General features: G+C 68.2%; 19 protein-coding genes. 14 read left to right on the forward strand and 5 right to left on the reverse strand.

Features of this window, described 5'->3' with window-relative positions; translation table 11 throughout:
• Positions 1-110: 110 nt before the first annotated feature.
• The 4 genes from M3U25_RS04005 to M3U25_RS04020 all read left to right on the forward strand — a co-directional run bounded on the left by M3U25_RS04005 (position 111) and on the right by M3U25_RS04020 (position 3,376).
• On the forward strand, positions 111-1,259 hold the full coding sequence (locus M3U25_RS04005; protein ID WP_355499951.1) for a pyridoxal phosphate-dependent aminotransferase: 1,149 nt from the start codon (positions 111-113) through the stop codon (positions 1,257-1,259).
• A gap of 73 nt (positions 1,260-1,332) precedes the next feature.
• On the forward strand, positions 1,333-1,641 hold the full coding sequence (locus M3U25_RS04010) for a hypothetical protein (RefSeq protein WP_242081130.1): 309 nt from the start codon (positions 1,333-1,335) through the stop codon (positions 1,639-1,641).
• Positions 1,638-2,465, forward strand: a complete 828-nt coding sequence (locus tag M3U25_RS04015) for an amidohydrolase (RefSeq protein WP_355499949.1) — start codon at positions 1,638-1,640, stop codon at positions 2,463-2,465. The genes M3U25_RS04010 and M3U25_RS04015 overlap by 4 nt, the downstream gene beginning before the upstream one ends.
• A 473-nt stretch (positions 2,466-2,938) precedes the next feature.
• On the forward strand, positions 2,939-3,376 hold the full coding sequence (locus M3U25_RS04020) for a hypothetical protein (protein WP_017914143.1): 438 nt from the start codon (positions 2,939-2,941) through the stop codon (positions 3,374-3,376).
• Between the two features lie 204 nt (positions 3,377-3,580).
• Here the strand turns inward: M3U25_RS04020 and M3U25_RS04025 are convergent, their stop codons facing one another.
• A complete protein-coding gene (locus M3U25_RS04025) occupies positions 3,581-4,288 on the reverse strand; it encodes a hypothetical protein (protein ID WP_355499944.1) in 708 nt (235 codons plus the stop codon).
• 230 nt (positions 4,289-4,518) lie between these two features.
• On the opposite strand from M3U25_RS04025, the gene M3U25_RS04030 reads away from it, so the two are divergent.
• Positions 4,519-4,965: a pesticin immunity protein gene (locus M3U25_RS04030; protein ID WP_355499941.1), complete on the forward strand. Its 447-nt coding sequence runs from the start codon at positions 4,519-4,521 to the stop codon at positions 4,963-4,965.
• A gap of 170 nt (positions 4,966-5,135) precedes the next feature.
• On the opposite strand, the gene M3U25_RS04035 is transcribed toward M3U25_RS04030, so the two are convergent.
• Genes M3U25_RS04035 through M3U25_RS04045 form a run of 3 tightly spaced genes read right to left on the reverse strand, consistent with a single transcriptional unit; the run spans position 5,136 to position 8,608 of the window.
• Positions 5,136-6,683: a pseudouridine synthase gene (locus M3U25_RS04035; RefSeq protein ID WP_160947354.1), complete on the reverse strand. Its 1,548-nt coding sequence runs from the start codon at positions 6,681-6,683 to the stop codon at positions 5,136-5,138.
• Complete coding sequence (gene scpB, locus M3U25_RS04040; protein ID WP_242159833.1) at positions 6,676-7,644, reverse strand: SMC-Scp complex subunit ScpB; 969 nt, start codon at positions 7,642-7,644, stop codon at positions 6,676-6,678. Before scpB ends, M3U25_RS04035 begins: the two co-directional genes overlap by 8 nt.
• A 22-nt stretch (positions 7,645-7,666) precedes the next feature.
• Positions 7,667-8,608, reverse strand: a complete 942-nt coding sequence (locus M3U25_RS04045; protein WP_355499936.1) for a ScpA family protein — start codon at positions 8,606-8,608, stop codon at positions 7,667-7,669.
• A 373-nt stretch (positions 8,609-8,981) separates the two neighbouring features.
• Here M3U25_RS04045 and M3U25_RS04050 point away from each other — a divergent pair, with 373 nt between their 5' ends.
• The 9 genes from M3U25_RS04050 to M3U25_RS04090 all read left to right on the forward strand — a co-directional run bounded on the left by M3U25_RS04050 (position 8,982) and on the right by M3U25_RS04090 (position 22,409).
• On the forward strand, positions 8,982-9,281 hold the full coding sequence (locus tag M3U25_RS04050; RefSeq protein WP_242159834.1) for a YciI family protein: 300 nt from the start codon (positions 8,982-8,984) through the stop codon (positions 9,279-9,281).
• Positions 9,278-9,562: a BolA family protein gene (locus M3U25_RS04055; RefSeq protein WP_160947358.1), complete on the forward strand. Its 285-nt coding sequence runs from the start codon at positions 9,278-9,280 to the stop codon at positions 9,560-9,562. Before M3U25_RS04050 ends, M3U25_RS04055 begins: the two co-directional genes overlap by 4 nt.
• Positions 9,563-9,806: 244 nt before the next feature.
• Positions 9,807-10,820, forward strand: coding sequence for a LacI family DNA-binding transcriptional regulator (locus tag M3U25_RS04060; RefSeq protein WP_242159945.1), 1,014 nt, complete (start codon positions 9,807-9,809; stop codon positions 10,818-10,820).
• 105 nt (positions 10,821-10,925) lie between these two features.
• Positions 10,926-13,898 carry a TonB-dependent receptor gene (locus M3U25_RS04065; RefSeq protein ID WP_355499931.1) on the forward strand — a complete coding sequence of 991 codons (2,973 nt, stop codon included), beginning with the start codon at positions 10,926-10,928 and terminating at the stop codon, positions 13,896-13,898.
• A 93-nt stretch (positions 13,899-13,991) separates the two neighbouring features.
• Positions 13,992-15,614, forward strand: coding sequence for a glucoamylase family protein (locus M3U25_RS04070; RefSeq protein WP_160947361.1), 1,623 nt, complete (start codon positions 13,992-13,994; stop codon positions 15,612-15,614).
• A gap of 11 nt (positions 15,615-15,625) precedes the next feature.
• Positions 15,626-16,921: a sugar ABC transporter substrate-binding protein gene (locus M3U25_RS04075; protein ID WP_355500379.1), complete on the forward strand. Its 1,296-nt coding sequence runs from the start codon at positions 15,626-15,628 to the stop codon at positions 16,919-16,921.
• Positions 16,918-17,799 (forward strand): sugar ABC transporter permease, encoded by an 882-nt coding sequence (locus M3U25_RS04080; protein WP_160947363.1) that lies wholly within the window; start codon positions 16,918-16,920, stop codon positions 17,797-17,799. Before M3U25_RS04075 ends, M3U25_RS04080 begins: the two co-directional genes overlap by 4 nt.
• Positions 17,796-18,632 (forward strand): carbohydrate ABC transporter permease, encoded by an 837-nt coding sequence (locus M3U25_RS04085; RefSeq protein WP_242081123.1) that lies wholly within the window; start codon positions 17,796-17,798, stop codon positions 18,630-18,632. The genes M3U25_RS04080 and M3U25_RS04085 overlap by 4 nt, the downstream gene beginning before the upstream one ends.
• A gap of 660 nt (positions 18,633-19,292) precedes the next feature.
• Positions 19,293-22,409, forward strand: coding sequence for a discoidin domain-containing protein (locus tag M3U25_RS04090; protein ID WP_355499912.1), 3,117 nt, complete (start codon positions 19,293-19,295; stop codon positions 22,407-22,409).
• Between the two features lie 160 nt (positions 22,410-22,569).
• Here M3U25_RS04090 and M3U25_RS04095 read toward each other — a convergent pair whose 3' ends face one another.
• A complete protein-coding gene (locus M3U25_RS04095; RefSeq protein WP_263390993.1) occupies positions 22,570-23,223 on the reverse strand; it encodes a bifunctional 4-hydroxy-2-oxoglutarate aldolase/2-dehydro-3-deoxy-phosphogluconate aldolase in 654 nt (217 codons plus the stop codon).
• Between the last annotated feature and the right edge of the window lie 5 nt (positions 23,224-23,228).

Below are 23,228 nucleotides of genomic sequence, written 5' to 3' on the forward strand. Positions count from 1 at the left end.
ACGCGGCGATGCGCGCGCGCTGTTGCAGTGGAGCCGCGGGCCGCTGGCGCATCGCGCGCAAGCGGCTTTGCGTACACTCGGCGTTTTCCCGCTGCCCGCAGATCCCCCGCATGCATCCGCAGACCAAGCTGCCCAAGGTGGGCACCACCATCTTCACCGTGATGTCGCAACTGGCCGCCGAGCACGGCGCGGTCAACCTGGGCCAGGGTTTTCCCGACTTCCCGGTACCGCCGCGGCTGATCGAGGCGCTGGACCAGGCCATGCGCGAGGGCCACAACCAGTACCCGCCGATGACCGGCGTGCCGGCGCTGCGCCAGGCGATCGCCGAAAAGGCGTTGCGCTGCTACGGCGCCCAGGTCGATGCCGACACCGAGGTCACCGTCACCAGCGGCGCCACCGAGGCGCTGTTCAACGCCATCCACGCCGTGGTGCGCCCGGGCGAGGAAGTGATCGTGCTGGATCCGGCCTACGACAGCTACGAGCCGGCGATCGACCTGGCAGGCGCGCGCGCGGTGCACGTGCCGCTGGACCCGCAGAACTTCGCCGTGGACTGGGAGCGCGTGCGCGCGGCGATCACCCCGCGCACCCGCCTGCTGATGCTTAACAGCCCGCACAACCCGTCCGGGGCGATGTTCGGCGCCGACGACCTGCAGGCGGTGACCGAGCTGCTGCGCGGCAGCGACATCTTCCTGATCTCCGACGAGGTCTACGAGCACATCGTGTTCGACGGCCGCCGCCACGAGTCGGTGCTGCGCTGGCCGGAACTGCGCGCGCGCGCCTTCGTGGTCTCCAGCTTCGGCAAGACCTATCACTGCACCGGCTGGAAGATCGGCTACGCGATCGCCCCGCCGGCACTCAGCGCCGAGTTCCGCAAGGTCCACCAGTACAACACCTTCACCAGCTTCGGCCCGGCCCAACACGCCTTCGCCGCGATGATCCGCGAGCAGCCCGAGCACGACGAGCAGCTCGGCGCGTTCTACCAGGCCAAGCGCGACCGCTTCCGCGAACAATTGCTGGGTACCCGGCTGAAGCCGCTGCCGGTGCCGGGTGGCTATTTCCAACTGGTCGACTATTCGGCGGTCAGCGACCTGCCCGACACCGAGTTCGTGAAGTGGCTGACCATCGAAAAGGGCGTGGCGGCGATCCCGCTGTCGCCGTTCTACCAGGAGCCGCCGCAAGGGCAGCGCCTGGCGCGGCTGTGCTTCGCCAAGAACGAGGCGACGCTGGATGCGGCGATCGAGCGCTTGCGCGCGCTGTAGCGCGCGTAAGCGCCGGGATTGGGGATTCGGGAATGGGGAATCGTAGAAGCGGGTTCCTGGTGTGGGGTGGGGCATGTCGATCGCTGGCATCTATTTTGGGGTGACGTTTGGGGTGGCGGCGGTCAGTGCGGTGGTCGACGGGGCGCTGTTCTACGGGCATGTGCTGACCGGATTGGCTGATCGCGGTCAGCGTGTCGGGATGGATGTCGGCGTGGTGCCGTTCCGGCGCCAGGCCTATGTGGATCGCTACCTTGCGCTGCTGACGCCGCAGGAGCGGGGCACGCTGGCCAACCGCCTGGTGCGCCACCTGCCATGGGTAACGCCTACACTGGGCCTGCTGTGCCTGGTCGGCACGATCTGCATCGGAGTACGTTGGGGATGACACAGGTAGCACAGGATCTGAGGATCTCATTGGTCCAGGGCGATACCCGCTGGCACGACCCCGCCGGCAACCGCGCGCATTACGCCGAACTGCTGGCGCCGCTGGCCGGCATCACCGATGTGGTGATCCTGCCGGAGACCTTCACCAGCGGTTTCTCCAACGATGCGCTGGCGCAGGCCGAGGACATGGACGGGCCGACCGTGGCGTGGATCCGCGAGCAGGCGGCGCGGCTGGGCGCCGCGGTGACAGGTAGCGTCCAGTTGCGCGTGCCCGGCGCCGATGGCCAGGCCAAGGTGTTCAACCGCCTGCTGTGGGCCACGCCCGATGGCGCATTGCAGCATTACGACAAGCGCCACCTGTTCCGCTACGGCAACGAACACCTGCGTTACGCCGCCGGGCGCGAACGCCTGTGCGTGGAATGGAAGGGCTGGCGGATCAATCCGCAGGTCTGCTACGACCTGCGCTTCCCGGTGTTCTGCCGCAACCGCTACGACGTCGAGCGCCCGGGGCAACTGGATTTCGATCTGCAATTGTTCGTCGCCAACTGGCCGTCGGCGCGGGCTTATGCCTGGCGTACGCTGCTGCGCGCGCGTGCGATCGAGAACCTGTGCTTCGTGGCCGCGGTCAACCGCGTCGGCGTGGACGGCAACGACCTGCACTATGCCGGCGACAGCGCGGTGATCGATTTCCTAGGCCAGCCGCAACTGGAAATCCGCGAGCGCGAGCAGGTGGCCACCACCACCATCTCCGCCGCCGCGCTGGCCGCGCACCGCGCGCGTTTCCCGGCCATGCTCGATGCCGACGCTTTCAGCCTGGACGACTAGCCTGCGGCTCCAGTGACGCCGGAGAGCTCACCTGCGCTATCCCTGAAGGCCCTCGTTGTAGGAGTGGCTTCAGCCGCGACGGGCTCTGCCTGCAATGCCTGTCGCGGCTGACTTCGAAAACGCGGCAATAGCCCGGCCCGCACCATGCTGCGGCAAGTTTGGCGGCTTCACTGTGGGAGGGACTTCAGTCCCGACGCATTGCGCCATCGGAAAGTGCTTCGCACGTCGCCGCTGCATGAGCGTTGACGCCTACAAAGTACAGAGCCAATCAGGCCAAGCCGCCGCAAACGAATTTTGAAGATGCTTGGCGTCGGCGTCGCGCCCTGCATGTACTCCGGCCGGGCTGGAACCGATCCTGCCTGCCGCGATTGGAAATGCCTGCTGAACGCGTGCGCCGCGCGCCGGCAACCTTGTCGCGGCCGCGACAATCCCATTGCTACGCTCGCGCCTGGTCCACTCACCGGAATGCCCACATGATCAAGTCGCTTTCCCTGCTCGCATTGCTGGGCGCGGCCGCCCTGGCGCCGCAGGCCCAGGCCGCCGGCAACATCGATTGCAAGCTGTCCTTCAACCTGTCGGGCTGGTCGGTGTTCTACAAGACCGCAAAGGGCACCGGCACCATCACCTGCAACGACGGCGCGGTGATTCCGGTCAAGATCAGCAGCAAGGGCGGTGGCCTGACCGTCGGCAAGTCGAAGATCGTCGGCGGCCGCGGCACCTTCACTGGCGCCTACAGCCTCAACGATCTGTTCGGCACCTATGCCGCCGCCGAAGCGCATGCCGGCGTGGTGAAGTCCAGCACTGCGCAGGTGGTCACCAAGGGTGACATCTCGCTGGCCCTGGCCGGCACCGGCGAAGGCGTCGATCTGGGCGTCAACGTCGGCAACTTCGTGATCGAGCGCCGCAAGTAAGGCGCCGCGTCCTGCCTGACGCCACGGCGCAGGCAGGACCGTTACGATTGAGCAGTGCATCGAATCCAGGCGCAGCGCGCCTGGATTCTTTTTTGGGTCAACGGCTCCAGCGGCCATCGACCGCAAGTTGGCCGCCGTTGGAGATGCAATGCGATGCGGCGACGCGCGCCCCGTGCGAGGACGCGTGTCGCGCTTACCGCGCGCTTACTGCTGCGCGAACACCCAGGCCAGCTGGCCGCGCACCGGCTCCGGGGTGGCCAGCGCCTGGCGGTACAGGGTGCGCGCCGTCCAGCAGGCGTCCTCGTCGCTGGCCTTGGTGATCTCCGGCAACACCCGCATCAGGCGTTGCTGCTGGTCGGCGGGCAGCGATTTGACCAGCGTGCCCATCGCCGCGTGGATCTGCTCCTGGGTCACCGGCTGCGCCGGGGTCTTGTTCAATTCCGCGTCGGTGGCCTTCAGCGAGACATCGAACCAGCGGTCGATCTGCGCCTGCGGCAGCTTTTCCAGGCCGGACAGCATCGCCGCGCTCAGCGCCTGCGCATCGTTGGGATTGCCGCCGCGGGCCAGCACCGCACACTGCGGCACGGTGACCTTGTCGCTGACCTGGGACAGGATCTCCAGGCGCTGTTCCAGCGTGGCGTGGTCCAGCCGCGCGATGCCGTTCTGCGCCAGTTGGAAGCCGGCCTGCTGCGCCTGCGGGCCGCTCTGCTTGAGCAGCGCCACGTAGCGCGGATCGTTGGCCAGCTTGCGCAGCATGCGATCGAACGGCGCGTGCAGCGGCGAGCCGGCAGGGTAGGGGTTCTGCGCCGCGGCGATCTCTTCCTGGGCCTTCTGCTGCGCCTTCTGGCAGGCGCCGAGGCTCAGCACGCCGGCGATCAGCAGCGGCAGGGCGATCTTCATCTTCCGTGTCATCGGGATTCCTGGTCGGTGAGAGCGGCCACCAGCAGCGGCGGCCGGATGCGCCAGGATATCGGCTTCGTCCGCTCAGGGCGAACGGCGCAACGCCGGGCGCGCTGGTGTCGCTCAATAGCGGGGACACCATCGGCGCCGCTTGAGCGCCGGCGCCACGGCCATCGCCATTGAGCGCGGACCTTCGCGCTGCCTATCATCTCGCTTCTCCCTCTGCACGCGAGATCGTCCGCATGAACGCCGGAATGCTGGTTGGCCTTGTCGTGTTTGGTGTCGGTGCGGCGTCCCCGGCCGCGCCGCCGCAGGCGGGCATCACGGACGCGGTCATCCAGCATCTGGACCTGACCTCGTTCCCCAATTCGGTCGGCCCGCGCCGCCTGCCGGGGAAGACGACGTTCGCGGACTATGGCTTCGTGGATGTCACGAAAACCGCCGATGGTGCGCGCCTGCTCCAGACCGACAAGGGCTGGATGATGCGCTTCGAGGTGCTGTCGGCCGACGCCACGTCCGTGCGCTTGTGCTTCCATGACACGGGATTGGCCAGACCCGGCGAGACACGCGCCCCCAGCTACAACGCAACCTCGGCGTTGCTGGTCTCGAAATCTTCCCATGGCAACTGGACCGCCAGGCAGGTCTCCGCGGGGTTTGCGGACTGCAGGAACGATCCTGTCGATGCGTGAGCGAGCAGGCGGCCGCGATGTGGACCGTCTTGCGTCCATGGCGCGGACGCCGGCGTCCAGCGGCGCGCTCCATTCCGGCTGGCGGTAGCGCCCACGAAAAAGGGCGCCGCTTGCGCAGACGCCCTTGTCGGGAGCGGGCTGGCCGACGCAGGCCGCGTCGGCGCCGTCACTCAGCCGCCGCGGTTGCCGCCACGGTTGCCGCCGCCACCAGGACGGCCGCCGCCGCCCGGACGCCCACCGGCCGGGCGGTTGCCGCCGCCGGGGCGCCCGCCCGGACCCGGGCCGCGCTTCTGGCCGCCGGCCGGGCGCGCGGCGCGCGGCGCGGCGCCGTAGGGGTTGAAGCCGGGGGTGGCGTGATCGGACGGGAAGCTCGGCGCGTTGCCCGGATGCCCGTAGGGATGCGCCTTGCGCTGCTGGCCCTGGCCGCGACCCTGGCCGCCAGCGCCCGCACCGGCGCCGGCCGGACGCGGTTTGGCATTGGCATAAGGACGCCCCTGGCCCTGACCCTGGCCGCCGCGGCCGCCGGGACCGGCGTTGCGGTGGCCGGTCGGACCGGTGCTGACGCCGTCCGGCACGTACCAGGTGCGGAACGCCGCCGGGTTGCCGTCCGGCAGCGGCTTGGGGCCCTTCGGCGTGCGCTGCTTGAACGGCTTCTGCGACTGCTTGGCGGCCATTTCGCCGCTCACGGTCAGGCCGCCGTGCGGCTTCTTGCCGCCGCGGCCGCGGCCGCGATCCTCGCGGAAGGTGTCGAAGCGGCGCAGCTCGCGGCCTTCGTCGGCGGTGTTGTGGCCGTTGACGTAGGCGTTGCCGCCGCGGCCGACCTGCACGGTGGCCTTGGCCGCCTTGCGCTGGCCGATCACCGGCTGCAGGGTCAGCGCCGACGGGGTGCCTTCCTCCAGCTTCAGTTCGGCGCGCAGCGCCTCGACCTTGTCCTGCGCCAGCTCCATCGAGTGCCCGCGCAGCAGTTCGCGCGGCAGCGCGATCTTGCCGTAGCGGGTGCGCTTGAGCCGGCTGACCTGGCAGCCCTGCGATTCCCACAGGCGCCGCACTTCGCGGTTGCGGCCTTCCTTGACCACCACCCGGAACCAGTCGTGCGAGTCGGTGCCGCCGATGCGTTCGATCTCGTCGAACTTGGCGCCGCCGTCCTCCAGCAGCACGCCGCGCGAGAGCCGCTCGATCATGCTGTCGGGCACGGTCTCTTCGCCTTCCGGGGCGCGTACGCGCACCACGTACTCGCGCTCGATCTCGTAGGAGGGGTGCATCATCGCGTTGGCCAGCTCGCCGTCGGTGGTGAGCAGCAGCAGGCCGGTGGTGTTGATGTCCAGGCGGCCGATCGCGATCCAGCGCGCGCCCTTCAGCGCCGGCAGCGCCTCGAAGATGGTCGGGCGGCCTTCGGGATCTTCGCGCGTGGTCACTTCGCCTTCGGGCTTGTTGTAGATCAGCACGCGCGAGGGCTCGGTCAGCGCGCTGGCGACGAAGCTGCGGCCGTCCAGCTCGATCTTGTCGCCGCTGCGGATCGACATGCCGGTCTGCGCGACCTCGCCATTGACCTTGACCAGGCCGTCGGCGATGCGCTGTTCCAGCGCCCGGCGCGACCCCAGCCCGGCCTGGGCCAGGACCTTGTGCAGGCGTTCTTCCAGTTTCGGCTGCTCGGCGGCAGCGGCATCGCGCTTGAGCGAGAGCTTGTTCAACGACAGCTTGCGGGAGGTGTCACTCATTTACTTGGCTCCGGCCGGCGCGTTGCGCGTCGGCCTGTGGTTCGGAATCGGCATCGTCAACAGCCACGGTCGTCGTCGCGACGGCGTTGTCTTCGGCTTCGTTCGCATCCGCCGCGCGCTCTCCCGGCGCGGCTTCGGGTTCGCCCGTCGGGGCGGTCGTGGAATCCGTGGCCGTCGGCGCGTCGGCGTCGTCGGTCGCGGGGGTGTTCGGTCCTGCGGTGTCGCTGGTGTCGGTGTCCGTGGCGTCTGCGGCCACGGCCGCGTCTGCCTGCGCCGTCGCGGCAGGCGCGGCGGATTCGTTGGCGGCCGCGGCCTGCGCCGTGGTGTCGCCCTGGTTGCCCTGGTCGGCGTCCTCGCCCGGCGCGGCGCCGGCCTGGGCCACGTCGCCGACCGGCAGCGCGTCGCGGTCCAGCGGCAGCTGCGGTTCCAGCTCGCCGATGTCCTTGAGTTCGGACAGCGGCGGCAGTTCGTCCAGGCGCTTGAGCCCGAAATAGTCCAGGAAGGTCTTGGTGGTGCCGAACAGCGCCGGCTTGCCCGGCACGTCGCGGTGCCCGACCACGCGGATCCACTCGCGCTCTTCCAGCGCCTGGATGATGTTGCTGCTGACCGCCACGCCGCGCACCTGCTCGATCTCGCCGCGGGTGATCGGCTGCCGGTAGGCGATCAGCGCCAGGGTCTCCAGCGTGGCGCGGGTGTAGCGGGTCTTGCGCTCGGTCCACAGCCGCGCCACCCAGGCGTGCACGTCGCTGCGCACCTGGTAGCGGAACCCGGAGGCCACTTCGACCAGCTCGACGCCGCGGCCCTCGCAGGCCTCGCGCAGCAGTTCCAGCGCGCGCTCGATGCTGCCCGGCGGCGCGGGCTCCTCCTCCGGGAACAGGCCGTGCAACTGCGCCAGCGGCAACGGCTGGTTGGCGGCGAGCAGGGCGGCCTCGACGATGCGGTTGATCAGCGCTTGATCCATGCGGGGGCGGGTTCTCGGGGACTCAGGTGGTGGCGTCGGCGGCGTCGCTGTCGTCGAACTCGCTGTTGAACTGCAGCGGCGCGTTGGTGTTGCCCAGCGCCAGCGACTTGACGTAGATCGGTGGCATCGGCGGCCGCTCGGTGGCCTCGGCGGGGACGTGCGCCAGCGGCTCCTGGACGATGTCCAGCAACTGCTCCTTGGCCAGTTCCAGCAGCGCCAGGAAGGTGACCAGCACGCCGAGCTTGCCTTCCTCGGCACTGAACAGCGATTCGAAACGGTGGAACTTGCCGTCGTCCAGACGGCCCAGCACGTCGCCCATGCGCTGGCGCACGCTCAGCGCCTCGCGCTTGATGGCGTGGCCGCTGAACAGTTCGGCGCGCTTGAGCACGTCGTACAGCGCCAGCAGCATTTCCTTCAACTCCACCGGCGGCGGCAGCTTGATCGCGGCGCGGTCCGGCACGTGGGCGTGCGCCGGGGTGGTGTCGCGGTCCTGCCGCGGCAGCGCGTCGATGTCCTCGGCCGCCTGCTTGAAGCGTTCGTACTCCTGCAAGCGGCGGACCAGTTCGGCGCGCGGGTCCACTTCCTCGCCGTCTTCGGCCGGCGGCCGCGGCAGCAGCATCCGCGACTTGATCTCGGCCAGGATCGCGGCCATCACCAGGTACTCGGCCGCCAGTTCGAAGCGCAGCTCCTGCATCACGTTGATGTAGTCCACGTACTGCCGGGTGATCTCGGCGACGGGGATGTCCAGGATGTCCAGGTTCTGCCGGCGGATCAGGTACAGCAGCAGGTCCAGCGGGCCTTCGAACGCGTCCAGGATGACTTCCAGCGCATCCGGCGGGATGTACAGATCCTGCGGGATCTGCAGCACCGGCTGCCCATGCACGACCGCCAGCGGCATTTCCTGCTGCTGTGGCGGGGTCGTCTGGGTTGGCGGGTTCGCGTCGAGCGCGAGTTCGGAGGTCATCGGTTGGACATCGGTGTTGCGGTAGCGAAGGGCCGGGCAGGCGCGACCCGGCGCGGCTCCTTGCCGGCAGTGCTGCGGTTCAATGGCACGTCGTCCCCGCAACGCGCTCGGTACTTCAACAAGACACACGACGCACGCCACGCGTGTCGTGGCGGCGGGAACTGCAGAGGAGGACGTCTGCGCGGGCGGTGTCAGGCAGCGAATCGGTCGTCGGAAGGGGCTTGGGGTCGCCGATCACCGACGGGCCGCTGCATCCGGCCGCGTGCAATGGGACCAAGGGTAATGCGCCGGCGGGGTCGGTGTCCAGCGCCGCCGCACCGGGGCAGGTCCTACAATGGCACGTCTCTGAGGATGGAACGAGGGCGGATACGCGATGTGGTACGTGATCGAGGGGTACGACGTGGCCGATGCGCTGCCGCGGCGGGCGGCGGCGCGGCCGGCGCATCTGCAGCGGCTGACCCAGCTGCAGGAGGCCGGCCGGCTGCTGCTGGCCGGGCCGTGCCCGGCCATCGACGCCGAGGATCCGGGCCCAGCCGGCTTCAGTGGCAGCCTGGTGGTGGCCGCGTTCGACTCGCTGGCCGAGGCGCGGGCCTGGGCCGAGGCCGATCCGTATGTCGAGGCCGGGGTCTACGCGCGGGTCGAGGTGCGGCCGTTCCGCAAGGTGCTGCCATGAGCCAGGTCGGCGCCGAACGGGTGGCGCGGATCCGCGCCGCGCTGGAGGCGGCGTTCGCGCCGCAGGCGCTGGAGGTGGAGGACGACAGCCATCGCCATGCCGGCCACGCCGGGGCGCGCGACGGCCGTGGACATTTCAATGTAAGGGTGGTCAGCGCGGCCTTTGCCGGGATGGCGCCGCTGGCCCGGCACCGTGCCGTCTACGCGGCGCTGGGCGAGATGATGCAGACCGACATCCATGCGCTGTCGATCCGCGCCGAGGTGCCGGGCGCCGCCCGCTGACGCGTTGCGGCGAAGGGGTGCCAGGTCCAACACAGGTCCAAATAGGAGTGTAGGCCCCGCGGAAAAGCGGAATCTGCACCTGGATTATGTTGCGTTGCGGCACGATTCCGACCGGTTTCGCATTATTCAAGTAACTGAAAAATAAGACTTTTATTGGAAAAATAACAAAGGGCTTCTGCCTTGCGCTGAAAACGATTACAGTCCGCGCCAGTTTCTCAAGGTCTCTGCCGCGGAGGGCGGCACGATGGCGAAGAGCGCGGTCACCATCAAAGACGTCGCACGCGAGGCCCGGGTTTCCGTGGCCACCGTGTCGCGTGCGCTCAATGGCCACGAGAACGTGGCCGCGCCGGTGCGCACTCTCGTCCTGGAAGTGGCCGAGCGCCTGCGCTACAGCCCGCATGCGGCGGCGCGCAGCCTCAGCAGCCGCCGCACCCAGACCCTGGGCGTGGTGCTGCCCGACCTGTACGGCGAATTCTTCTCCGAACTGATCCGCGGCATCGACGGCGCCGCCCGCGCGCGCCGCCAGCACCTGCTGGTGTCCAGTTACCACGGCGACCCGGAAGAGCAGGGACGGGCGCTGCGCGCGATGCGCGGCCGCGTCGACGGCCTGCTGGTGCTGTCGCCGTATGCCGAGCGCCCGGGCTTCCTCACCGACAACCTGCCGCAGGCGCTGCCGACGGTGTTGATCAACACCCATCTGCCGGGCACCGAATACCCGGTGCTGAGCATCGACGACCATGCCGGTGCGGTGGCGATGACCGAGCACCTGCTGGCGATGGGGCATCGCCGCATCGCCTTCATCGGCGGCCCGGAACTGAACTTCGACGCGCGCGAACGCCTGCGCGGCTTCCGCGACACCATCGCGCGTCATCCCGGGCAGGCGCACGGCCAGGAGTTCCCGGGCGACTTCGACGAAGCCTCCGGCTATCGCGCGGGGCAGGCGATGCTGCAGGCCGGCACGCTGCCCGATGCGGTGTTCGCCGCCAACGACATGACCGCGCTCGGCTGCCTCTACGCCTTTACCCAGAGCGGTGTGCGCGTGCCCCACGACATCGCGTTGGCCGGCTTCGACGACATTCCGCTGGCGCGTTTCGTTCACCCGTCTCTCACCACCATGCGCGTCAGCATCGCCGGGCTTGGTGAGCAGGCGATGCATCGCCTACTGCACCTGATCGATCGTCCCGACGCGGACGATGGACGGCGGCAGACCCTGGTTCCTACGTTGGTCGTGCGCGATTCCAGCACGGCCCGTTCCTGATGCGACGCGGTGGTTCGCGCCGCATCGCTTGTTCCACTTCGTTTGATCGAAGCACCACGCACCACCCATAACGAGCATCACGTCTTCCTGGAGGGAAAACCCCACATGCAACACACCCCGCACTCCGCCCGGCCCACGCGCAAGCTGTTGAGCTGCGCCCTCGCCAGTTGCCTGCTGCTGGGCGCCGCGCCGGCATTCGCGCAAAGCACCGGCGCCACCATTCGCGGACAGGTCAAGGTCGATTCGGCGCCGGCTGCGTCCGCGCAGGTCACCGCCACCAACCTCGCCACCGGTCTGACCCGCAGCGTGCAGACCAGCAACGGCACCTATTCGGTCGGCGGCCTGCCGCCGGGTTCCTACCGCATCGACGTCACCGCCGACGGCAAGACCACCTCGCAGAACGTCACCGTGCAGGTCGGCCAGACCGCGACCCTGGACCTGGGCGTGGGCGGCGAAGCGGCCACCGCCAACGGGCAGGGCGCGACCACGCTCGACGCGGTGCAGGTGCAGGCGCCGCCGGTGCTGGTGGAAACCCGCACCTCGGAGAACGCCACCTACATCTCCAACGTGCAGATCGAGAAGCTGCCGCAGGCCACGCGCAACTTCCTCGAACTGGCCGACAGCGTGCCGAGCGTGCAGTTCCAGCGCGACGCCAAGGGCAACACCACCGTGCGCTCCGGCGCGACCTCGGCCAACGGCACCAACGTCTACATCGACGGCATCAGCCAGAAGAACTACGTGCTGACCGGCGGCGTCAGCGGCCAGGATTCCAGCCGCGGCAATCCGTTTCCGCAGTCGGCAATCGGCGAGTACAAGGTCATCACCTCCAACTACAAGGCCGAGTTCGACCAGGTCAGCAGTGCGGCGATCGTGGCCTCGACCAAGTCCGGCACCAACGATTTCCACGGCAGCTTCTTCTGGGATACGACCAACGACGACTGGCGCGCCGAAAGCCCGCTGGAGCGCAAGGCCGGCCAGCGCGACGACTTCTCCGAGACCCAGTACGGCGCCACCTTCAGCGGCCCGATCCTCAAGGACCGCGCGCATTTCTTCGTGGCCTACGAGGCCAAGGAGTACACCACGCCCAACACGGTCATCCCCGGCGGCATCTATGCCGACCGCGTCGACCAGTTGCCGGCGCAGTTGCAGCCGCTGGTCGCCACCTACAGCACGCCGTTCAAGGAAGACCTGTACTTCGGCAAGATCGACTGGACGCTGGGCGACAACAACCTGTTCGAGCTGACCGGCAAGTACCGCAAGGAAGACGAGCTGTCGGACATCGGCGACACCACCACCTACCAGCACGGCAGCACCAACGGCCAGAAGGAAAAGCGCGCCAACCTGCGCTGGCAGTACAGCGGCGAGGCCTTCCTCAACGATCTGAACCTGAGCTACGAGAGCGCGTTCTGGACCCAGACCCCGCTCACCGACGGCAGCGGCTACGTGTTGTCCTACGTGCCGCAGGCCGGCAACGAGACCACCATCCTCAGCGCCGGCGCCGGCAGCAGCTTCCAGAACAAGGGCCAGAAGGGCTGGACCCTGCAGGACGACCTCACCCTCAACAGCCTCGACTGGCACGGCAGCCACACCATCAAGATGGGTGTGAAGTACAAGGACATTCAGCTCGATTCGACCCAGATCAATCCGGCCAATCCGCAGTACTACTACAACATCCTCAGCGATGTCGGCACGCCGTACCGGGTGCGCTTCGGCGACACCGGCGACGGCGGTTCGGTGCAGTCGCAGAACAAGCAGTACGGCATCTACCTACAGGACGACTGGGAGGTCAACGAGCACCTGACCCTGAACCTGGGCGTGCGCTACGACTACGAGAAGACCCCCTCGTTCCTCGACTTCGTCACCCCGGCCGACGTCGCCAGCGCGCTGCTGAACTGGCGCAACCTGGACAACGCCAACTACGACATCGCCAACTACATCAGCACCGGCAACAACCGCAAGGCGTTCAAGGATGCCTGGCAGCCGCGCCTGGGCTTCTCCTACGACCTGTTCGGCGACCAGGCGCACGTGATCTACGGCGGTGCCGGCCGTGCCTACGACCGCAACCTGTTCGACTACCTGGCGCTGGAGCAGCTGAACAACAACTTCCGCTCCTACAGCTACTACTTCAACAGCGCCAACACGCCGTGCCTCGGCCAGCCGTGCGTGGCATGGGATCCGAGCTATGCGACCCAGGCCGGCCTGAACGGGCTGGCCGCCTCCACCACCGCCGGCACCGGCGGTGGCCGCGAGGTCTACCTGATCGACAACAACATCAAGGTGCCGTACTCCGACCAGTTCAGCCTGGGCATGCGCAACATGGTGCATTTCTGGGGCAACGACTGGTACACGGACGTGACCCTGAGCCGCATCGTCAGCGAGGACGGCTTCGTGTTCCTGCGCGGCAACCGTCGTGCCGACGGCTCGTTCTTCCTGCCCGGCACCACCTCCGGCGTGCCCACCGACTCGCCCAATGGCTACAGCGCGATCGTGCTCGGCACCAATGGCCTGAAGACGCGCAACAACCAACTGGCGCTGAAGCTGGACAAGCCCTACGACAAGGAGTCCGGCTGGGGCCTGACCGTGGCCTATACCTTCTCCGATGCCAAGGAGAACCGTCAGTACGGCGAGCACTACGCGCTGGACCAACCGTCGATGGCCGGCTACGGCTGGCGTGAGGCCGGCGGCATCCCGAAGAACCGCCTGGTGGTCACCGGCATCTACGACCTGCCGTACGACGTCACCCTGTCGGCCAAGCTGTCGCTGGCCAGCCAGACCCCGCGCTACGGCACCAACTGCCTGGCGGGCAACGACCAGTGCTATATCATCCAGTACAAGCCGGATGCGACGTTGGGCTACAAGGAATTCAGCCTGGCGGCGAACAAGGAATGGGATACCGGCTCGGGCATCAAGTTCAACGTCCGCGCCGATGTCATCAACCTGTTCAATTGGACCAACTACGCGGACTACAGCACCGATACCGGCACCTATGCCGACCTGAACACGGCGTTCGGCACGCCGAACGGCGTGCTCGCCTCGCCGATGCGGACGTTCAAGCTGTCGTTTGGCTTGAACTGGTAAGCAAGGTCGCCGCGGCTCCCTCGCACGGGGGCCGCGGCGATGCGGAAGTGGGGTATTTTTTGCGTGCGTGTAAACGATTTCACGGGGGGCACGATGAAGAAGCAGCGCAGTTTCATCAGGTTTTCGTTGATGCTGATGGCAGCAGGGGTGCTGCTGACGGCCTGCAAGAAGACCGAGGAGCCGAAGGCGGTGGAGAAGAAGCCGGTCAAGGTCATCCTGGTCGAGGCCGAACTGCCGCCGAAACTGCTGAAGCCGGAGCTGCCGCCCCTGTTCGAGGACATCGAACGCCGCACCTTCCAGTTCTTCTGGGACACCACCAACGAGCAGAACGGCATGGCGGTGGACCGCTATCCGTCGCGGCCGTTCGCGTCGATCGCGTCGGTCGGCTTCGCGCTCACCGTCTATCCCATCGGCTACGAGAACGGCTGGATCAGCCGTGAGCAGGCCGTGCAACGCACCCTGACCACGCTGCGCTTCCTGCGCGACGTGCCGGTCGGCCCGCAGCGCACCGGGCGCGCCGGCTACAAGGGCTTCTACTACCACTTCCTGGACATGCAAAAAGGGCTGCGCTACGACCAGTGGGTGGAACTGTCGAGCGTGGACACCGCGCTGCTGATGATGGGCGTGCTGTTCGCCCAGTCCTACTACGAAGGCGACACGGCCGACGAGAAGGAGATCCGCCAGATCGCCGACACGCTGTACCGGCGCGTGGACTGGCCGTGGATGCAGCAGCGCAAGCCGCTGATCTCGATGGGCTGGTATCCCGAGCGCGGCTTCATCCAGCACGACTGGATGGGCTACAACGAAGGCATGATGGTGTACCTGCTGGCGCTGGGCTCGCCGACCCATCCGGTGGAACCGGACGCGTGGCAGGAGTGGACCCGCACCTACAACAAGGACTGGGGCGTGTACTACGGCCAGGAATACCTGGCGTTCGGCCCGCTGTTCGCGCACCAGTACAACCACGTCTGGATCGATTTCCGCGACATCCAGGACCAGTACATGCGCGAGCATGGCATCGACTATTTCCTCAACAGCCGCCGCGCCACCCTGGCGCAGCGCGAGTACGCCATCGACAACCCGATGAAGTGGAAGGAGTACGGCGAGAATGTGTGGGGCCTGACCGCCAGCGACGGTCCGCAGAACACCACCCAGGAGTACCGCGGCGAGCAGCGCCAGTTCTTCCACTACCGCACCCGCGGCGCCGGCCTGTTCGAGGCGTTCGACGACGGCACCATCGCGCCGACCGCGGCGGTGTCCTCGATCGTGTTCGCACCTGAGGTGGTGATTCCGGCGACCCAGGAAATGCACAAGCGCTTCGGCGACTTCCTGTATTCGAGCTACGGCTTCCTGGATTCGTTCAATCCCAGCTTCAACTACGATATCCCGCTCAAGACCGGCCGCATGATCCCCAACCGCGGCTGGGTGGCCAGCGACTACATCGGCATCGACCAGGGCGCGATCGTCACCATGATCGCCAATTACCGCAATGAGTTCGTCTGGAACGTGATGAAGAAGAACAAGTACATCCGCACCGGGCTGGAGCGCGCCGGCTTCACCGGCGGCTGGCTGACCCCGGAAGGCGAGGCCCAGCCGCTGCCCAAGAAGGACGAGCAGGCGGCCAATGCGCGTGCGCTGGGCATCGCCGAGTCGCGCGCCGCCGCCGCCGAGGCGCAGTCCACCCCTCCACAGCGCCAGCCGCAGCAGCCGGAATGAGCACAGCACGCATGATCGGTCGTTGGATTTCGCTGGGTCTGGTTGTATTGGCGGTGTGCGGCTGCGCACGCGCGCCGCAGGGCGAGGTGGTGCGGTTCTGGGCGATGGGCCGCGAGGCCGAGGTGGTGGCCGAGCTGATCCCGGAGTTCGAGAAGGAAAATCCCGGCATCCATGTGGATATCCAGAACATCCCCTGGACTGCCGCGCACGAGAAGCTGCTGACCGCGTTCGCGGCCGATGGCCTGCCGGACGTGTGTCAGTTGGGCAACACCTGGATTCCGGAATTCGCCGAGCTGGGCACGCTGCAGCCACTGCAGCCCTACGTCGACCGCTCCAAGGTGGTCGACCCGAAGGACTACTTCCCCGGCATCTGGGACACCAGCGTCATCGACGGCCAGCTCTACGGCATCCCCTGGTACGTGGACACGCGCCTGCTGTTCTACCGCAAGGACATGCTGCGCGACGCCGGGGTGACCAAGCTGCCGCAGACCTGGGCCGAGTGGGAGCAGGCGATGGCGGCGGTGAAGAAGCACGTGGGCCCGAAGCGCTACGCCATCCTGATGCCGCTCAACGAGTTCGAGCAGCAGCTGTCGCTGGGCCTGCAACTGCCCGATCCGCTGCTGCGCGACCACAACAACTACGGCAACTTCGAAAGCCCCGGCTTCCGCAAGGCGCTGGCGTTCTACGCCAACACGTTCGACCAGGGCTGGGCGCCGAAGATGTCGGAGACGCAGATCTCCAACGTCTGGGACGAGTTCTTCAACGGCTTCTACGCCTTCTACATCTCCGGCCCGTGGAACATCCGCGAGTTCCGCAAGGTGCAGCCGCCGGCGTTGAAGGACCAGTGGGGCACCATGCCGCTGCCCGGTCCGGACGGCCCCGGCGCCGGCATCGCCGGCGGCACCAGCCTGGTGATCTTCCGCAAGTCCGAGCACAAGGACGCGGCCTGGAAGCTGATCGAGTTCCTGTCGCGGCCGCAGATCCAGGCGCGCTTCCACGCGCTGATCGGCGACATGCCGCCGCGGCGCAGCACCTGGGCGTATCCGTCGCTGGCCGACGATCCGCTGGCGCATGCGTTCCGCGATCAGCTGGAGCGGGTCAAGCCGGCACCGAAGGTGTTGGAGTGGGAGCGCATCGTGCAGGAGATGCGGCTGGCCACCGAGCGGGTGGTGCGCGGCGGTGAGCCGCAGGAGAAGGCAATGCGGGAACTGGACAAGCGGGTCGACGAGATCCTGGAGAAACGCCGCTGGATCCATCAGCAGCACCGCGAGGCCACGGCGGCGCCGGCCGCGGGAGCCACGCCATGAAGCGCGGTTCCCTGATCGGCTGGCTGTTCGCCGGCCCGGCACTGATCGTGATCGGCGTGTTCTTCGGCCTGCCGGTGCTGTCGGCACTGGCGCTGAGCGTCACCGACTTCGACCTGTATGCGCTGGCCGACCGCCACAACCTGCGCTTCGTCGGCTTCGGCAACTACATCGAGTTGCTGCAGACGCCGATGTTCTGGAAGTCGCTGTGGAACACCACGTATTTCGTGATCGTCGGCGTGCCGCTGTCCATCGGCGCCTCGCTGGGCGCGGCGCTGCTGCTGAACGCACCGGTGGCACGCTTCAAGGCGCTGTTCCGCACCGCGCTGTTCGCGCCGGTGGTGACCACGCTGGTGGCGGTGGCGGTGATCTGGCGCTACCTGTTCCATACCAGCTACGGCCTGGTCAACTACGGCCTGGCGCACCTGGGCATCGGCCCGATCGACTGGCTCGGCGACCCGCACTGGGCGATGCCGACCATCATGCTGTTCGCGGTGTGGAAGAACTTCGGCTACAACATGGTGATCTTCCTCGCCGGCCTGCAGGCCATCCCGCAGGACCTGTACGAGGCCGCGCGCATCGATGGCGCCTCCAAGTGGCGGCAGTTCCTGCACATCACCCTGCCGATGCTGGGGCCGGTGCTGCTGGTGGTCGGGGTGATTACCGTGTCCGGCTACTTCCAGCTGTTCGCCGAACCCTACGTGATGACCCGTGGCGACCCCCTGCAGAGCACGGTGAGCGTGCTGTATTACATGTTCGAGGAAGGCTTCAAGTGGTGGAACCTCGGCCGCGCCTCGGCGGTGGCGTTCCTGCTGTTCCTGATCATCCTGGGAGTGACGACGGTGATGCTGCGCTTCGGCCGCAAGAGGGACCTGGTATGAGCCGGGAGATCGGCGCCTCGCGCTGGAACACGCTGCTGGTCAACGGCGGGCTGCTGCTGCTCGCCGTGATCAGCCTGGCGCCGCTGTTGTGGATGGTGTCGGTGTCGTTCATGCCGGCCGGGCAGGCCAGTCGCTTCCCGCCGCCGATGCTGCCCACCGGCGCCACCCTGGCCAACTACGGCGAGCTGTTCTCGCGCACCGGCATGGCGCGCAATTTCGCCAACAGCCTGCTGGTGTCGTGCGCGATTACCTTCGGCTCGCTGCTGATCAACACCATGGCCGGCTATGCCTTCGCCAAGCTGCGCTTCGTCGGCAAGGAGCGGATCTTCCAGGTCCTGCTGGCGGCGCTGGTGATCCCGGCGCAGGTGGCGATGCTGCCGCTGTTCCTGCTGATGAAGCAGCTGCACCTGGTCAACAGCTTCGGCGGGGTGGTCGTGCCGGCGCTGGCGACGGTGTTCGGCATCTTCCTGGTGCGTCAGTACGCGCGTTCGATCCCGGACGAGCTGCTGGAGGCCGCCCGCATCGACGGCGCCGGCGAGCTGCGGATCTTCTTCCAGATCGTGCTGCCGATGCTCAAGCCGGTGCTGGTGACGCTGACCATCTTCACCTTCATGGCGGCGTGGAACGACTTCATGTGGCCGCTGATCGTGCTGACCGACCAGGAGCACTACACCCTGCCGGTGGCGCTGGCGGCGCTGTCGCGCGAGCACATCATGGACGTGGAGATGATGATGGCCGGCGCGGTGGTCACGGTGATCCCGGTGCTGGCCCTGTTCCTGGCCCTGCAGCGCTACTACATCCAGGGCCTGCTGCTCGGCAGCGTGAAGGGGTGAGGCGCAACGCTTGCGCGCCACTGGCGCGCGTTGCGCCGAACGCCCGGCCACGGATGGCCGGGCCGGGTCGTCCGGAGCCGATCAGTTGCGCCAGGGATGGCATGGGAACGAGGCGAGTGCGGCGACGCGCTTGCGAGCCACTAGCTCGCGCGTTGCCGAACGCCCGGCCATGGATGGCCGGGCCGGACGTTCTGGTGTGGGAGTGTTGCGCCATGGATGGCAGCGGTGAAGCGAAACATCGAGCGCCACTGGCGCGCGTTGCGCCGAACGCCCGGCCACGGATGGCCGGGCCGGGTCGTCCGGAGCCGATCAGTTGCGCCAGGGATGGCATGGGAAAGAGGCGAGTGCGGCGGCGCGCTTGCGAGCCACTGGCTCGCGCGTTGCCGAACGCCCGGCCATGCATGGCCGGGCCGGACGTTCTGGCGTGGGACTGTCACGCCATGGACGGCAGCATGGATGCGTATCATCGGGCGCCGTAAGCCCATACCACGCCGCGCGCGGTCTTGGGCGCGCGCCTGTCGCAGCGGCGTCAGCCGCGACAGCAGGACCGGATACTCCATCGGGGCCGATGCCCCTCCGACAGAAGCAGACACGACGACAGCAACGGGGAAGGCGATGATGGACGGGATGGCGATGACGTGCGCACGTGCGATGCTGGCGATGCTGGGACTGGCGGCCGCCCATGCCGTCGCCGCGCCGCCGACCTCCACGGTGGCGCTGGACAGCTTCAACGATCTGGACAAATGGCAGATCGTCGTCTCCAACCAGGTCACCGCCTCGACCCGGCTGGTGCAGGCGCCCAGCGGCGGCCGCGCCAAGGCGCTGTGCCTGGACTACGACTTCAACGGCGTCTCCGGCTATGCCGGGATCCGCCGCAACGTGCCGATCGACTATCCGGACAACTACGAGTTCGCGTTCCAACTGCGCGGCGATTCGCCGAGCAACGACCTGCAGTTCAAGCTGGTCGACGCCAGCGGCGACAACGTGTGGTGGGTCAACCGGCCGCGCTACGCGTTCCCCACGCAGTGGAGCACGGTCACCTTCAAGAAGCGGCAGATCGACAAGGCCTGGGGCCCGAGCCCGGAGAAGGAGCTGACCCGCAGCGCGCAGATCGAGTTCACCATCTACAACCAGGTCGGCGGCGCCGGCACGGTGTGCTTCGACCAACTGACCCTGACCCCGTTGCCGCCGCAGGACACCTCGCCGCTGACGGTCAAGGTCAGCGCCGATACCGCGCCGGCGCTGCAGCAGCGCATCGCCGACGGCAAGCCCGATACGGTCTGGTACAGCGGCAACGCCAAGACCCAGACGATCATGCTGGACCTGGGCAAGGTGCGCGAGTTCGGCGGCGCCAAGGTGCAGTGGGCGCCGGGCGTATACGCCTCGCGTTATACCGTGCAGGGCTCGGCCGACGGGCGCAGCTGGCGCGAACTGCGCGCGGTGACCGCCGGCAACGGCGGCACCGACTGGCTGGCGCTGCCGGACACCGAGGCGCGCTACGTGCGCTTCGACCTGCAGGATGGCCCCAGCTTCCGCTACGGCATCGCCGACATCGCACTGCAGCCGCTGGCCTTCGCCGCGACCCAGAACGACTTCATCAAGTCGGTGGCGGCGCAGTCCGCCCGCGGCTGGTTCCCGCGCGGCTTCAGCGGCGAGCAACCGTACTGGACCATCATCGGCCTGGACGGCGGCCGCGAACAGGGCCTGGTCGGCGAGGATGGCGCGATCGAGGTGGGCAAGGGCGGCTTCAGCATCGAACCGTTCCTGCTGCTGGACGGCAAGCGCCTGAGCTGGGCCGACGTCAAGGCCGCGCAGAGCCTGCAGGACGACTATCTGCCGATTCCCAGCGTGGACTGGACCCACGACAACGCCGCGCTGCGCGTCACCGCCTTCGTGCAGGGCGAGCCGGAGCAGGCGCAACTGGTGGCGCGCTACCGGCTCAGCAACCCCAGCAAGCAGCCGCACGATTACACCCTGGCGCTGGCGGTGCGCCCGTTCCAGGTCAATCCGCCCAGCCAGTTCCTCAACACCGTCGGCGGGGTCAGCCCGATCCGCTCGCTCGCCTTCGCCGGCACGCAGGTGCAGGTCAACGGCCAGCCGCGGGTGTTCGCCGTGCAGAAGCCCGATGCCGCCTACGCCAGCGCGTTCGACGCCGGCATGGACATCGAACGGCTCGGCGCCGATGCCGGCAGCCTGCCGCAGCAGGCGCAGGATCCGGACGGGCTGGCGTCCGGCGCCTTGCTGTACCGCGGACGCCTGGCCCCGGGCGAGGTGCGCGAGGTGGCGCTGGTGATCCCGCAGACCGGCAACGCCGCGCTGCCGGCGGGCTTCGATGCCGCACGCGCGCAGCAGCAGGTCGCCGCGCAGTGGCACGAGAAGCTGGACCGCGTGCAGTTGCATGTGCCGGCACAGGGCAAGGCGGTCGCCGATACGCTGCGCACCGCGCTGGCGCACATGTTGATCTCGCGCATCGGGCCGCGCCTGCAGCCGGGCACGCGCTCGTACTCGCGCAGCTGGATCCGCGACGGCGCGATGATCTCCGAAGGCCTGCTGCGGCTGGGCCGCGCCGACGTGGTCCGCGAGTACGTGGCGTGGTATGCGCCGTACCAGTTCGCCAACGGCATGGTGCCGTGCTGCGTGGACGATCGCGGCAGCGACCCGGTGCCGGAAAACGACAGCCACGGCGAGCTGATCTACAGCGTCGCCGACTACTACCGCTACACCGGCGACCGCGCCTTCCTCGAGCAGATGTGGCCGCACGTGCTTGGCGCCTACGACTACATGGAGCAGTTGCGGCTGAGCGAGCGCACCGACGAGAACCGCGCGCGCAATGCGGCCTTCTACGGGATGATGCCGGTGTCGATCAGCCACGAGGGCTACTCGGCCAAGCCGATGCACTCGTACTGGGACAACTTCTGGGCGCTGCGCGGCTACAAGGACGCGGTGAGCATCGCCGCCGAGCTGGGCCGCATCGACGACGCCGCGCGTTTCGCCGCCTCGCGCGACCAGTTCCGCCAGGACCTGTACGCCTCTCTGGACGCGGCCACCCAGCAGCACCACATCAACTTCCTGCCGGGTTCGGCGGAGCTGGGCGACTTCGATCCGACCTCGACCACCATCGCGCTGGCGCCGGGCGGCGAGCAGGGCCGGCTGCCGCAGGCGCTGCTCGACAACACCTTCGAGCGCTACTGGAGCGAATTCGTCGGCCGCCGCGACGGCACCCGCGAGTGGAAGGACTACACCCCCTACGAGTGGCGCAACGTGTCCGCGTTCGTGCGCCTGGGCTGGCGCGAGCGCGCCTGGGAGGCGACCGCGTTCTTCTTCAAGGACCGCGCGCCGCAGCCCTGGAACCAGTGGGCCGAGGTGGTCTCGCGCACGCCGCGCAAGCCGTTCTTCCTGGGCGACCTGCCGCATGCCTGGGTCGCCTCGGACTTCGTGCGCTCGGTGCTGGACATGTTCGCCTACGCCCGCGACGTCGACGACAGCCTGGTGCTGGCCGCCGGCATCCCGGCCGACTGGTTCGACGGCAAGGGCGTGGCGATCGAACAGTTGCGCACCCCGCAGGGACCGCTGAGCTACCAGCTGCGGCGACAGAAGAACCGGCTGTTGCTGAACATCCCCGACGGCCTGCGCATGCCCAGCGGCGGCCTGGTGCTGCCGTGGCCGTACCCGGGCGAACCGGGCCGCACGCTGGTCAACGGCGAAGCGGCGCAGTGGGAACACGGCGAACTGCGCATTCACGCGTTGCCGGCGGATGTGCAGATTGAGGTGCGGTGAGGCCGGGATTGGGGATTCGGGATTGGGGATTCGTAACAGCTAAAAGCAAAAAAAAGCGCCGGCATGCCGGCGCTTTTTTTTCAGGGTGCTGGGTGGAGTTGCTTTTACGAATCCCCAATCCCGAATCCCCAATCCCGGCGGCGGCCACGCCGCCGCAGCGCTACCGCGCCGCCGCCGCGATCGCGGCCGCCTTCGCCGAGCTCTCCCGCACCTTGTCCCAGGCGCCGTCGGCCAGCCAGTCCTTGGGCACCATCCACGAGCCGCCGATGCAGACCACGTTGGGCTGCGCCAGGTACTCGGCGGCAGTGCTTTCGCCGATGCCGCCGGTGGGGCACAGCTTGAGCTCGGCCAGGGGGCCGGCCAGGCCCTTGAGCATCGCCAGGCCGCCGACGGCGGAGGCGGGGAACAGCTTGCACACGCGGAAACCGCGCTCCATCAGCGCCAGCAGCTCGCTCGGGGTGGCCGCGCCCGGCACCACCGGCAGCGGCGCCTGCGCCAGGGCGTCGGCCAGGGTCGGGGTGGTGCCGGGGGTGACGATGAAGTCGGCGCCGGCGTCGATCGACTGCTGCAGCTGGGTGGCGTTGAGCACGGTGCCGGCGCCGATCACGATGTCCGGCAGTTCGCGCTTGAGCATCGCCAGCGCTTCCATCGCCACCGGCGTGCGCAGGGTCAGCTCGATCGCCGGCAGGCCGCCTTCAAGCAGCGCGGCCGAGACGCGGCGCGCCTCCTCCAGGGTGTGGACGGTGACGACGGGCAGGATGCCGGCCGCGCGCAGCAGCTGCTCGGCCTTGGTCTGGTGTTCGGCGATGGTCATGACGG

The sequence above is a fragment of the Xanthomonas sp. PPL134 genome, assembly GCF_040595915.1.
Lineage (GTDB): Bacteria > Pseudomonadota > Gammaproteobacteria > Xanthomonadales > Xanthomonadaceae > Xanthomonas_A > Xanthomonas_A indica.